At 43.4% G+C, this 13,976-nt stretch carries 11 protein-coding genes; 3 read left to right on the top strand and 8 right to left on the bottom strand.

All coding sequences use genetic code 11. The annotated features are described in order from the left end of the window. Nucleotides 1–4 precede the first annotated feature (4 nt). The 7 genes from ACUUJN_RS17380 to ACUUJN_RS17410 form a co-directional block, all read right to left on the bottom strand. A complete protein-coding gene (locus ACUUJN_RS17380) occupies nucleotides 5–1,582 on the bottom strand; it encodes a glycoside hydrolase family 43 protein (protein ID WP_484668743.1) in 1,578 nt (525 codons plus the stop codon). Nucleotides 1,583–1,598: 16 nt separating this feature from the next. Continuing rightward, nucleotides 1,599–2,555 (bottom strand): pectinesterase family protein, encoded by a 957-nt coding sequence (locus ACUUJN_RS17385; RefSeq protein WP_023989413.1) that lies wholly within the window; start codon nucleotides 2,553–2,555, stop codon nucleotides 1,599–1,601. Between the two features lie 25 nt (nucleotides 2,556–2,580). Beyond that, nucleotides 2,581–3,465, bottom strand: a complete 885-nt coding sequence (locus ACUUJN_RS17390) for a dienelactone hydrolase family protein (RefSeq protein ID WP_484668744.1) — start codon at nucleotides 3,463–3,465, stop codon at nucleotides 2,581–2,583. Nucleotides 3,466–3,488: 23 nt separating this feature from the next. Continuing rightward, nucleotides 3,489–4,850 carry a glycoside hydrolase family 28 protein gene (locus tag ACUUJN_RS17395; RefSeq protein ID WP_028540500.1) on the bottom strand — a complete coding sequence of 454 codons (1,362 nt, stop codon included), beginning with the start codon at nucleotides 4,848–4,850 and terminating at the stop codon, nucleotides 3,489–3,491. Between the two features lie 134 nt (nucleotides 4,851–4,984). After that, entirely contained in the window at nucleotides 4,985–6,505 is a 1,521-nt protein-coding gene (locus tag ACUUJN_RS17400) for an extracellular solute-binding protein (RefSeq protein WP_340959338.1), read from the bottom strand. Nucleotides 6,506–6,533: 28 nt separating this feature from the next. Then, nucleotides 6,534–7,157 (bottom strand): YesL family protein, encoded by a 624-nt coding sequence (locus ACUUJN_RS17405; protein ID WP_023989417.1) that lies wholly within the window; start codon nucleotides 7,155–7,157, stop codon nucleotides 6,534–6,536. A 21-nt stretch (nucleotides 7,158–7,178) separates the two neighbouring features. Beyond that, complete coding sequence (locus ACUUJN_RS17410; protein WP_023989418.1) at nucleotides 7,179–8,138, bottom strand: ABC transporter permease; 960 nt, start codon at nucleotides 8,136–8,138, stop codon at nucleotides 7,179–7,181. A 269-nt stretch (nucleotides 8,139–8,407) separates the two neighbouring features. On the opposite strand from ACUUJN_RS17410, the gene ACUUJN_RS17415 reads away from it, so the two are divergent. Beyond that, nucleotides 8,408–9,307 carry a carbohydrate ABC transporter permease gene (locus ACUUJN_RS17415; protein ID WP_028540498.1) on the top strand — a complete coding sequence of 300 codons (900 nt, stop codon included), beginning with the start codon at nucleotides 8,408–8,410 and terminating at the stop codon, nucleotides 9,305–9,307. Here ACUUJN_RS17415 and ACUUJN_RS17420 read toward each other — a convergent pair. Beyond that, nucleotides 9,304–11,565 carry a helix-turn-helix domain-containing protein gene (locus ACUUJN_RS17420; RefSeq protein WP_028540497.1) on the bottom strand — a complete coding sequence of 754 codons (2,262 nt, stop codon included), beginning with the start codon at nucleotides 11,563–11,565 and terminating at the stop codon, nucleotides 9,304–9,306. The two genes, ACUUJN_RS17415 and ACUUJN_RS17420, sit on opposite strands and share 4 nt — an antisense overlap. Before the next feature lie 168 nt (nucleotides 11,566–11,733). On the opposite strand from ACUUJN_RS17420, the gene ACUUJN_RS17425 reads away from it, so the two are divergent. Both ACUUJN_RS17425 and ACUUJN_RS17430 read left to right on the top strand, forming a co-directional pair. Then, nucleotides 11,734–13,230: a GDSL-type esterase/lipase family protein gene (locus ACUUJN_RS17425; protein ID WP_484668745.1), complete on the top strand. Its 1,497-nt coding sequence runs from the start codon at nucleotides 11,734–11,736 to the stop codon at nucleotides 13,228–13,230. A gap of 290 nt (nucleotides 13,231–13,520) precedes the next feature. Next, on the top strand, nucleotides 13,521–13,853 hold the full coding sequence (locus ACUUJN_RS17430) for a hypothetical protein (protein WP_075154446.1): 333 nt from the start codon (nucleotides 13,521–13,523) through the stop codon (nucleotides 13,851–13,853). The last annotated feature ends 123 nt before the right edge of the window (nucleotides 13,854–13,976 follow it).

Genomic DNA, 13,976 nt, shown 5'->3' on the forward strand with positions numbered 1-13,976 from the left:
TTTTTTATGAGGAAAGATGATCCTTACCATGATAGAAGAAATGAGAAAAATCAGCGTAGCTTCCTTGGAATTGTTGCATATCATGAGCAGCAATACCTACAAAATTCCCTGTAAAACCCCCGGATAAAAAGCTGATATCCTGCATTTCAAAAAGCCGCTTCCAAGCAGGTTTGTCTCCGACTCCATAATAAAATTGCCCGTGGGATGCATAGACTTCCACAGCTAAATGTATAGGAAGATCGTCCTGAAGCGTAATTGCTTGAGGAACTAAGGTAAATGTATTGGCTTCACATCGCATCATGCGCAGTACCTTCCCTTGCCCCTCCTCATAGCTAATATAGGCGTACAAATAATCTTCTTCATTAAGGTACAGTAGTAGCCCCGCCATTTGTAAATAGCTTGTCGGCTTATACTCCAATGCTGTTTCTACCCGGAAATGATGATCCGTTTGCCGAATGGCAAGCACGTGATGCTGGAACAGACTTTGAATGGATTCTCCAGCCAGAATGCGAAGGTAGCCTGGGCGCTGGCTTAATGAACACCAGCTATCGTCCGCCAGGATACGCAATGTGTTCCACGTTTTATCTAATGTGGGTCCCTCGAAAAAATCCTCAAAAACATAACTCTGCTGCTCTTGCTTAACCGAGAACATCCCTTGAGGTGCGGGTACCTCCAATTGAGGTGTATGGCCCCCAGCAGTTAATCGGAGCCAGCCTTCATCATTCCAGTACACTTGCTGCAAGGCTGTTTCCCGTCCTAAAATGGCATATTTCCCCTCTACTGGACGTGTGCATAAATGAGCCATGTACCATTCGCCGTCTGGTGTTTGTACAAGACTGCCATGTCCTGCGCATTGTAACGGGAAATCAAGTTGATCACGTGACGTAAGCATTGGGTTGTGCGGGTCTACTTCATATGGCCCGGATATCTGCTTCGAGCGTGCTACGGTAACGGCATGCCCCGTACCCGTTCCGCCTTCCGCTGTAACAAGATAATAATATCCGTTTTGCTTGTAGATGTGAGGCGCTTCTGTTTTCTTTAAAGGAGTACAATCAAAGATTTTAACAGGCTCGCCAATGAGCTGTTGTTGCTTGCTGTCATACTCCTGCATGACTATACCGGAAGATTTATTGCTTTCCAACATGCGGTAATCCCACAATGCGTTCAACAGCCATTTACGTCCGTCCTCATCATGAAATAAAGACGGATCAAATCCGCTACTGTTAAGATAAACGGGGTCCGACCACGGTCCTTGGATCGTAGGCGCCGTCATCACAAAATTATGAACATCCTTGAACGGACGTTTGGTGCTTTTCACATCCGTATAGAGCAGATAAAAAAGGTCATCTGCATAGCTAAGCTGCGGTGCCCAAATGCTACAATTTTTAGGATTACCTCTTAAGTCAACCTGATCGGTCAAAATATCTGTGCAGTGCTCCCAATGGGCCAAATCTTTGGACTGGTACACCCGCACTCCAGGCAGCCACTCAAACGATGACACCACAATATAGTAAGTATCCTCGACACGTGTAATACACGGATCGGGATTAAAGCCTTTTAATATGGGATTTTGGATCATCATGAGACCTCACTTCTCCTTACTTCCAAAATGTAACTTCAGCAAAAACCTGTTCCTTGCTCCATGCTTCTGTTCCCGCTTCAAAACAATCCGCCCACGGAACACGCTGCTTACGTAACGTAGCAACTTCATCGTGTCCGTTATATTCTTGATAACAGACGGTTTTCTCGTTCGCAACATTGTCCCAATTGTCCCAGCCACGTGGGTCAATATGATCGCCCATTTTACAATCGACAAATACGGTCTTGGCATATTCCCGCCACGGACGCCCCAAAAAAACCGGAGTAATATCAGGCTCTGCAGTTAGGTAGCAATGGTTGAATACATAACCATACGCTTGTCCTTGCGGCGTAGAGGCAGCTGTAACGTAGCTCGTTTGGTTCTTATGATGGCGTAAACTGCGAATTTCGCAATCTTCAAAATACGCGGTAGCCCCACCAAAAATAAAGTCCACCGTACCCTCTATATAACAATGCTGATAGAGCTGCCGATAGTGCCTATGATGCTCCTTCAAATGGATTCCACCAAACTGGAGTCGTTCTTTCGGTGCAGGAGGTAGAGGGCCTGTAAATAAAGTATCCTGGTGCCCTTTAAAGGTACAGTTTCTAAAAACCGTTTCATCACAATGAGCGTATACCGCAACGGCCTGCCCAATGGCTTCTCCCTGTCCTGCCGTGTTGGAAATCGTGAGATTTTCCAAGATCAGATGGCTACCGCCTAAAAATAAAGTAGGTGTCGCAAAGGTCCCTATTTCCTCACCCGCTTCATCCCGCTCCTTGGCATACCGATCCATTCGAATCTCTACCTGCCCAATGCCTATAATATGAAGATATGAACGGTAAATTCGTACCTCTTCCTCATAAGTACCTGATAAAATAGTTAGCGTTTCCATTTCGTTGGAAGCCGACTGCTCCAATACAGCAATCGCCTCCTGAATCGTATGGAAATCACAAAAGGATTCTTTTCCAACTAGCATGGTTACCCCGATCCCTTCATTTGATTTACAGGTGTTCGGCTAAAAATGACTGCCACGCCGTTCGCATTTCCAACGTCTCCATATGTCCACCGCTCGCAATCACAGGCTGCCAATGCTCAGGGTGACCTGCCTCCTGGTAAGCTTCCAGCAGCCCTTTTGCCAAATGCTCGACTCCTTCAATAGGACACATCCGGTCATTTTGACCTGTTATACTCATCCGTGGACGAGGTACGATCCGCTTTTGAATATCCAAGGTGGTAAAATGCTTCAGCAAGCCGGGGACATAGGAGTAGAAGCCATGATGGTCCAATCCCCTTTTGGCGATCAGCGTATGGGCATCTACCTGTCCACAAATATCAACCGTGACCTGTATCCGTTCATCTAACGCAGCCATCCACCATGCCATGAGTCCACCCATCGACATACCGATTGTTCCGATACGAGAAGCATCAATGTCCTCACGCTGGCACATATAATCCACCAAACGACGGTTATCATACAGCATCATGCCCCACAGCACTTGGCCCTGCCAGAGCATTTCCTTTACCAGCTCGCTCTCGGTTTTGCCTCCACGTTCATTAAATCCCCACATGTCAATGCAGCATACGCAGTATCCCATGTCTGTCAGAGTTGTAGCAAACGAGGGCTGCTGTAAGTAAGAACTGCTATGGATCAGTTCCTTGCGCCCGTTCGTATAATTGCCTCCATGCGAATGGTTAAAAACGACCAATGGGAACGGACCGTTCCCTTGTAAGGGTGTAGCTACATAAGCGGGTACAGACTCGATCCCGTTCAAGTCCAGCAGGAGACACTCCAGTCGATATCCCTCACGCTCTTCTTGATTCAGCAGAGTTGCCGTTACAGGGCGATCTGCCGGAAGGTCTCCCAACAATGCTTGCAACTTATCCACGTTGTACCTCCTTTCATGCCCTCCTAATTCATCATATTTTGTTCAGAAGGTTGTATCGTTACTTGTTCTATCAGCTTTTCGGGCTGAGCTGTATTCTTCGAATGGCAACGATTAATTTCAACGTCTTCCCCATTTTCAATATAAAAGGCAGGACCTTCATGATTCTCAATCGTCACATGTTGAAAACGAATATCCTTCACGTTACCTAGATAAAAACCACGGTTGTTCATATCTTCTATCCCTGTCATCATGGCCGGACGACCGGGAATTGCATTTTTAGCCATAGAAATATCAATATTGGAAAATGTAATTTCAGCAATATATTGTTCTGCAAGTCCGTATAAGAATCCAGCAGCCGCATGAACCTGTCGTGCCGTAATATCGGAAAAATGGATTCGTCTAAAGCACGGGGTTTCATCGGTAATCGGATAGGGATTTTTGTCCCACACATATTTGTCTTTGCCCCGAGGGCCGCAGAAATAATAAAGATTCAGAATAAATGGACAAATTACATCTTCCATCACAATGTTGCTGACGCGAATATCCTCGATGGTTCCGCCACGTCCTCGTCTGGATTTCAGACGTATGCCCCGATCCGTTTGCTTGAACACGCAATTGCTGATCGTAACATTACGAATGTCACCACTCATTTCGCTTCCCAGTACGACTGCGCCATGTCCATGCACCATCGTACAGTTGGTAATCGTAATATTTTCACATGGAATTCGCTCTTGTGTATCTTCAGTTCCTGCTTTGATCGCAATACAGTCATCGCCCACATCTATATTGCAGTTGCTAATACGAACATTGGAACAGGATTCAGGATTAATGCCATCCGTATTGGGGGAGTCCGCCGGGTTAAGAATGGACAAATTATCAATTGTAACGTTATAGCAAGCGATGGGGTTTACAGTCCAACTGGGGGAATTTTTTAACATAACATCTTTAATGGTAACCCGCTGACAACGGTCAAAGCTGATTAATTTGGGTCTCGGATACTGTAACTCCTCTGGATGATTGCGGTGCTTTTCCCACCACGGCTGACCATTTCCATCCAGCGTTCCGCTACCTGTAACTGAAATATTCTCAAGGTTCTGCCCATAAATGCATGACGCATGCACTTCCCGCTGAACGCCTTCCCATCTGGATTCTACTACAGGGTAATCAGCCAGTTCCGTACTGAAGGACAGAGTTGCGCCAGGGCTTACATGCAGCTCAATGTTACTTTTCAGAAAGATAGCACCTGTCAGATACGTCCCAGACGGAACAAAAACGGTTCCTCCTCCAGCATTGCTGGCCGCTTCAATGGCAGCCGCAATCGCTCCCGTAGCCAGCGTCGTGCCATCCTGAACTGCTCCATAATCTACAATGTTATACAATTGCATTTCGTTCTCTCCTGTCTTTATATTTTGTGAATGTTAGATCCATTTTGTATTGGGAAGAAAGCATAAGCTGCCCCCGGATTTCAACATCCAAGAAATCATTCAAGGAGTCTGGGGGCAACAGCCATGCTCAACTATTATTTTTTCGTTTTCTTATACGCTTCCTCGTACTCAGCAGTAATCCGTGATCCACCGGAGTTTTTCCAGTTTTCTACGGCTGCTTTAAACCCGGTTTCGTCAAGCTCACCCATAATAAATTTGAAGGAGGCGTCGGTAATGATTTTCTCCAGCTCTGTTCCTTGCTCATTAGCGGTGACTGAATCCAGTGGAACGGTCGGGTCCAGAACAGCAAATTCATTATTTTCTCGGACTAATTCATTAGCCAGTTCCTTTTCTGGATTGGCATCTTTTAAGTTGTAGGTCACTTCACTTGGTCTGGAGCTTGAAAACGGCTGAACATCTGCTTGCCACAAATCTGTATTCGTAATTTTGAAGGCTCCATCTTTTTCGATCTTATAATGAGTGCCTTCTATACCGCCGGTCATATACATATATACATCTTTGTCAATTAAATCATCTACAAATTGCAGCAGTCTCTTCAACTCAGCTTCTGTTTTTACTTCGGATTTCGGAAATGCCAGCAAACCTCCTACCCCGCTTCCCTCAGACCATACGTGGTATTTGCCATCTCCATTCGAAATCTTGTTAACCGGTACCAGCTTCAGCCCCTTTTGTAAGCCTTGGGACAAGGTTCTGAGGTTAGAGATATCGATCATACCTGTATAAATACCTGCTTTACCTTGTGCAAATTGTTGTTGCTGGTCCGTTTTAGCGGTTACAGCAAAGTCTTTAGAGAGATATCCGTTTTTGTATAATTTATTGGAATACTTTAAGGTCTCCAAATATTGAGGAGTATCAAATTCCGGCGTAAATTTTCCGCTTTCATCTACTTTCCAGCCATTAGGTGTGCCAAAGTAGGAACTTAAAGTTTTGAAGCTGCTGTAGCGTAGATCCGATCTGTCAACGAACCCAGTCGTATCATTTTTTCCATTTCCATCCGGATCATCTTCTGTAAACGCTCTCGCAACTTCATACAACTCATCCAGTGTCGTCGGCACCTTCAGTCCCAAGCGATCCAGCCAATCCTGGCGAATGACCAGACCCGCCCGAGCCAGATTCTTCTGGAACGGAACGCCATACAGTACCCCTTCAATGGATGCGGCTTCCCGAACTTCAGGCGGGATTTTCTTCAAATTTTCATAATCATCCAAATACTTTCCTACATCCCAGAATAGCCCTGATTTCAAAGAGCTTCGTACTGAAGAATTTGTCATCATCGTCAGAGTCACCATATCGGCCAATTCGCCGGATGCAAGCGCGGTAGTGATTCTCTCTTCTTTGGAAGCGTCAGGCACCCAATTGAACGTGATTTTAGAATTGGTGTATTCTTCAATTTTGCTTTTGATCGTTTCTGTAGGCGGAGAAGCTGTATGCAATACGTTTAACCAGGTAAATTCCAGTTTGGACTTCGGATCATAGGTTTGGCCGCTTTGATCCTCAGCTCCCTTGTCACCGCAAGCAGCTAAAAAAACACTCATGACCATTAGTACAGCAAGAAGGCCCGATACTCCCTTTTTCGTCGTGATTCCCTTTTTCATCGTGTTTGCTCCTTTTCTGTTTAAATATTTATGCCATATCTTCCTCTTTCACCAGAACCTCTCGCTCTATTTTGCTGAACACCTGATGCGTCATCCACATCACGAGATAACCCATAATACTTGCTCCGGCAAAAGTTAGAATTCCTGGGTACAAGCCTAGAATCAATGCAAAAAGCACGACAATGGCTACAAAAAGAACAAGCGTATATTGTAAATACGAAAATCCAATCACTATCGACATTTTGACCTTCAGTCCGATACCTTTCCAATCATAGTGAGCCAGCAGCGGGAAAATGTAGGCCAAAGAGATGAGATACAAAAAGGCTCCAATAAGCGTCACCACACGAACATACCAGGACGAGACGTTGACTATATCCACGTAGAGCACGTAACCCACAAGGCTGTAAAGCCCGCCAATGATTGCTGCTTCTTTAAAGCTTTCTCTAAAGTAACGTACAAACGTCGAGAAAATGGCGACTTCCTCATTGCCCCGAATCCACTGCCTTAAAATACTAAGCATAGCAACGGTTGCAGGCCCAACGCCTATAAAACCCAAGCCCAGAATCGTCGCAACCGTCCAAAGCAAGTTAAGGTAGACCAGGCGCAGCAGGCGCATGCACCATTTGTTCATGTTTTCTACAAACCGTACCATTTTGCATCCTTCCCGTCGTCATTAGTAAACGCCGTCTTCACCAAATTTCTTGGCCAGTCGATTGGAGCCCATAATCAGGATTAACCCTACTACACCTTTAAAAAGTCCTACCGTCGTACTGAAACTTAATTGTCCATTCTTTAAGCCCGCAGTATAAATGTAGGTGTCAAAGATTTCGGCAACCTCGCGGTTTAATGAGTTCAATAGCAGATACATATGCTCAAAGCCCAAATCCAACGTGCTACCGATCTTCAAAATTAATAATGTAATAATGACTGGGCGGATCGCAGGCAAGGTAACGTGCCATGTCTTTCTCAGGCGTCCAGCTCCGTCCATCTCTGCTGCCTCATACAATTGCGTATCTACCACTGTAATCGCAGATAGATAAATGATGGTAGACCAGCCAAGTTCCTTCCAAATCACTTGCCCGATGTAGACGGTTCGCAGCCATTGAGGAGAAGTTAAGAAGCTGATCTTCTCACCGCCCAGCGCGGCAATCATTTCATTCAGCACCCCACCGTCTACGGTTAGGAATACATAAGAAATCGAAACAATGATAACCCATGACATAAAGTGCGGGATGTAGATAATGGTTTGAATAATGTTTTTAAAAAACATCTTCCTAACCTCGTTCAGCATGAGTGCCAAAATGATGGGCAATGGAAAAAAGATTACAATGTTCAGCGCAAACAAAACCAGTGTATTACGAAGCAGCATAAAAAACGTAGGCTCGGTAAACAAACGAATAAAATGCTTCATTCCTACCCATGGACTGCCCGTGATTCCCTGAAAAGCTTGATAATCCTGAAATGCAATCACCAATCCCCCCATAGGAAAGTACTTAAAAATAATGAAGTACACCAGTCCGGGTAAAACCATTAAATAGAGCAACTTGTGTTTCTGCATTCGTAAAAGGCTTTCTGTCGTTCTTTTGTTCTTTTTCATTTTCATGTTTGGTGCGGGGACACTTGAAACTTTCATTAGTTCGACCTCCTTCAAACGTTCCTGTATACGTTTTCAAGAGTACGCGATTTTTAGCATTCCGCATATAATCATCAAATGATAGCGTTTACAAAATTGAGTATACAGCCTACTTTTCAACCTTTTCACCTTAGCTAATGATTACAACACAACCTAATGATCATCCGCTTTTCTCCATGATTAGAGAACACCTCAAGATTTGATTATATACGGAATTCTTTCCTCTTGATAAGGTTGACATGTAAACGATTACGAGGAGGTCAACCACATTGACGCAACCATTACGAAAACAAAAATTACGAAAAAAAGAATCGCTGGGCAGCCGTATTTTCAACATTGTAAACAGTACACTATTGATTCTCATTGCCCTCACTTGTCTCTTACCTTTTTTGAATATCATCGCCAGCTCTTTTGCCTCAACTGAAGAAGTGATAGCCAAGAAGTTCATTTTATTCCCAGTTACTTTTTCCTTGGATGCCTATCGCTATATTCTGTCGACTCCCACCATTTTTAGAGGTCTCGGGGTTTCGGTTGGAGTAACGGTCGTCGGTACAGTTGTAAGTATGATATTTACTGCTTTTATGGCTTATGGATTATCCCGAAGATATCTACTTGGCCGCAATACGATTAACTTCATTGTCGTGTTTTCTATGTTGTTTAGTGGGGGGATGATTCCGACATTCCTGGTTGTAAAAAGCATGGGGCTTATCAATTCGTATTGGTCCTTGATTCTTCCCGTGGCCATTAATGCGTTTAACCTGATTATCATGCGTAACTTTTTTCAGGCGCTGCCAGATGATCTGGAGGAATCAGCCAAGATGGACGGGTGCAACGATTTTGGTATCTTCTTTAAAATTATGTTGCCGTTAGCCCTGCCTTCTATTGCAACCATCTCTCTATTCTACGCTGTTGCCTACTGGAATACGTATATGCACGCCATTCTCTATATTAATGATTCTGCAAAATGGCCGATTCAAGTCTTGCTACGTCAAATTGTAATCGTTTCCAGTGGTATGCAGGCAGAAGGAACTGCTGTAGATGTCATCCCGCCTGCGCAGACGATTAAGATGGCAGTCATTGTCATTGCGACCGTTCCGATGTTAATCGTGTATCCATTTGTGCAAAAGCACTTTGTCAAAGGAGCTTTATTAGGAGCGGTTAAAGGCTAATTGGCTTGCTTCATCTTTCGGTAAGCTCCCGGTGTAACCTGTTCCTTTTTCCGAAAAGAGCGGATAAAGTTTTGCGAATTATGATATTGCAGTCGCTCAGCGATTTCTTTAATCGTCATATCGGTCTCAACAAGCCATTTCTTGCCCATTTGTAACCGGTAGCCCATTAGATATTCACTAAACGTCGTTCCGTATTCTTTTTTGAAAATACTGCTTAAATAATTCGGATTGTAATGAAGTCGGTCTCCAATGAGTTCTAATGATAATTCCTGGTCATATTCAGCACGGATAATAGCCGCAATTTTTTCCGAGAGACAGCGGAATTGCTGGTTGGTCTTCTCCTTCATGCTTTTTACCATGGGGAAAATAACTTGCTCTATCAGCATACGTTCTATCTCTTCCGGGTTACGGATGTCCAGCAAACGATGATACAAGGCATGATTGTCTTGCGTCAGCAGCACTTCAATCCCTAATAGCTGCTCCAATTGGATGAGGTTATTCACAAACCGTACCAACAGCACTTCAAAGTTCATGGAATGATTGTTTTTTATCATCATTTCCTCCAATAAAGAGTGCACGGTATGGTATACCTGCTCTTCGTCCCCTATTCGGATGGCATCAAACAGTTTTGATTCCAATTCCGTAGGATAATGAAGCAGCACCGGACCTGAAATGACCATGGAAATATCTTCATAAAAAATAATTGATTCTTTGCCTAAATTTAAACGGTGATGCAAAGCTTGCTTGCTCATCTCACAGGCTTCTTTACTTTCTAATAAGTTATCATACGCAGTACTAATGCCGATGCTGATGGATACATTCAAATACTCTTTTACGTTTCGAACCAAAAGGGTCGCATCATCTAGGACTTGCTTTCTCATTTCCTGTTCGCTCTTACCTGTCAGAATTAATATGGTGGCCTGAGTGTTATCGTTCAAAATGATGGGAAGCATTCGCTGCTGCTCTGGAATCGTTTCTTCTACGATTTTATTAATAGCCAGCAGCAAAACATCTTTATCCGAGGGCTCTCGATCTCCCAGATTATCCAGTTGGACTAACAAGGTAATATACATTTGATTCTCGATCGGCGGATAACCCAAGCGTGGCATTTTTCGTGCCAATTCCTCTGCAGAAATACGTTTGCGGAACAGGTTGAGAATCAATTGGGTCTCCAACTGTGGCATTTCGGACTGAATGAGACTTTCCAAGCTTTCTTTCTCGGTTACAATGTTATCGATTGAATTAATAATCCATTCAATTTCATTTTTAGAAGGTTCATTTTTGAAAGCGAAATTAGGATTTTTAGGCAAACTGCGTTTTATTTGCTGAAATGGCTTTGTAAAGTAAATGGCAATGAAGTACGCCACTACCACCATTAAGAGCGTTAATACAAGTCCCATCATGATGATCCCAAATTTGGTCGTTTGAAAGGCATCCGCAATTTCTTTCTTATCTAATACCGTTAAGTAAGTCCAATTGTTGTAAGCAGATTTGGCATAAATGACTTGTCGTGCAGGCTGCTGATCCGTTTTCTCCAAAGTTAACATACCTGTGTTGTTCGGCTTCACTGCAGCTTCTGAAATATGCTGAAGCTGTTGGGTGGACAATAATTGTTCAGCAGGCTGGGTTTCATACATTAAATCGCCTTGTTTATTCAAAATAAAAACAGCCATATGATCCTCGGTTTGAATCGTATGATTTAACGTTTGCAGCGAAATATCCGACAAAGCAATGGCTTGCTTCTTCTTAGAGAATACAGGCAAGGTATTAACAAAACGAATTCCTTTATCTGTTTTAACCCAGAATAGTCCCTTCTCTTGGTGGTCGATATAGGTACTAATCAGCTTTTCTCGTTCCGTTTTCGTCAAATAGGACAGGCTTCCATTGGAGATTCTCCAATTCTGATTTAGACTGATTAGCGAATATTCCGTTCCCTCTAATCCCATCGTAGCAATATAATTGAGCTGAGTATTCACATTCCGATACGCTATAAAATCTTTTTCTGTAATGGGATTTTTCACAACATCACTAAAGGAACTGGTCGTGCTATACGTATTAAAAGCATATTCAATCGTTTGAATTTTCTGCTCCAGACTATTTCTGATCTGTGCCATGTAGCTTTGCTTGGTATTGGAAACTCTCTCCACAACGGAGCTAATTGTTGTAAAATAGATATAGCTGCCAAAACTGGCCACCAATCCTATTCCCAAAACCAGAATCGTAATAAAAATAGTATAGAACATTCTTCCTTTTTTCATTGCGCTCCCCCTCTGGCTCTTTGCATCACAACAAAATTATAGCGCTTTCATAACAAGGTTTAAATCATTTTTTTCACGTGTGCATTATTTTTTACATCCGTATCATTCCAATTTAAGTCGATTTTGTTTGGTTTGCGGCAGTTAAAAAGAAATTTGGAGGAGTTATTTATGTTACATGTTATTAGTCCTAAAGAACCGATTATAAAAGAAGAATTTCCGTCAGACACTTCCTTTCTCTCCCTCTATCCCGTAGCAGCTCATGAAGCTCGTCCTTTTATATTGGTATTACCTGGCGGTGGATACGAGCATTTGGCCTCACATGAAGGAGAGCCTATAGCTCGGTGGTTGAATGATCTAGGTATTCATGCGGGTGTGCTGGAGTATCAAGTCGGCGATTTCGAGATTATTTCCTTGTTGAAGGATGTAGAACATGCTCTGCAATGGATTCGCCAAACACCGCATGATTGGCTAGTCATCCCTGATCAAGTGGGGCTCATCGGTTTTTCAGCAGGCGGTCACTTGGCCTCCATTGTCTCCACTATAGGGATGGTAAAACCAGATCTTCTGTTGTTGGGATACCCTGTAATTTCATTTCATGAGCCTTATACACATATCGGAAGCCGTACACATTTTTTAGGGGAACAGCCGACGCTGGAGCAGCTCCAAGCCTTTTCATCCGATCGGCAAGTAACTTCACAGACACCTCCAACTTTGATGTGGACTACAGCCAATGATGGCGCTGTACCGGTAGAAAATAGTCTGTTGTTCGCTTTTTCATTATCCAGAGAACGTATTCCGTTTGAACTGCATGTATTTGAGGAAGGGCGACACGGCTTGGGGCTGTCAGAGGACAACCATGAATGCCATCAATGGCTTAATCTGGCGGAAACTTGGCTTCAAAAACATGGATATGCTCAGGCAAGGCAACAGATGACAACTCGACTGTTTATCGCTGGGGACTCCACTGCAGCTCAAAAAGGGGCTACCGAAAAACCGATGACAGGCTGGGGCGAACACTTGCAAAGCTACTTGGCACCGTCTGTTCATGTGGACAATCGTGCCGTCAATGGACGAAGCACCAAATCTTTTATAGCAGAAGGCCGGTTAGCTGATATTGAAAAAGATATTCAAGCTGGAGATTATCTGTTTATTCAATTTGGACACAACGATGAGAAAAAAGAAGACCCCACTCGCTATACCGATCCTGATGGAGAGTATCGTCAAAACTTAATTCAATACATTCAGTCCGCTCGGGAGCGTGGTGGAATTCCAGTGCTATTGACCTCTGTAAGCCGCCGCCGATTCACCGCAGACGGTGAACCTGATCCGCTGGCTGTAGGAGCCTATCCTGCTGCCATGAGACAAGTAGCCGCGGAAACCAAAACACCCCTGCTCGATATTTTTAAAGCTTCTCAGCAGCTATATCGTTCAATGGGTGAAAAAGAGTCACAGCAGCTATTTATGCATTTGCCTGAAAAAGCGCATCCTAATTACCCCGCTGGTGTAACGGATAATACCCATTTTTCTGACGAAGGAGCAAAGCAGGTCGCCCAGCTTGTAGCGGAAGCAATTCGACAGTGTGCGGAACTGTCTGCATTAAAACAGCGTATGGTAGAAAAGAATCTAGACAGCGATGAGAGGCTTGCACACCAGCTTGTCAACTGATATCAAGAACTAAATAGATACAAACACAAAACGGACTTGGAGCTAATCACTCTGACGTCCGTTTTTTATTTCGTGTGATCAAAGACTATACAGCTATGAAGAATAGTTCAAAAGTATGGTAAATTAAAAAGCAAACACTTAAATTGTTATATTTTAATTCTTTTGTATTTTATAGGACTTTAGAATCGTTTTGTTGTATTATTTTGACAACATTTGTCGAATGAAGTGAAATCCATAACTTTACATGGTATATTTTAGGAGCTAAGATCATACATCAGGAGGAATTCTTTATGAATACTAAGAAAATATTATTATCAACAGCTATGTCTCTGGGACTTATTGGGAGTATTATCGTCCCTAGCGCGTCCGCATCTGTAGGCCCTTCTCCGGTAATTACGCCTGTCGTAGAAGTTAACGGAGTATACTACAGAACGGCTACGTTGCCACGTAATTATTCCTATGCGTTGTCAAATTACCCAGGGGATACTTATAAAGTGGCGAGCGGAAATGTCACCGTCTCCGCTTCCGGGGTGGTAACAACTAGTACTGCAACGACTGCAAGAGTTGAGATTTACGGCGGTAACGGTAAATTGAGAATGGTATACACTGTTAAGGTATCCTAAGATAAAAGCAGTATAAATAGCACTGTCCGTTTATTCGGGCAGTGCTATTTTTATGAGACGAAAAGAACTCATATTAGCTTTTTTATCAGCGGAACCCTTTATTAGTTTTCATTGAACTCTATT

This window comes from Paenibacillus sp. LRG-1, from assembly GCF_057220305.1.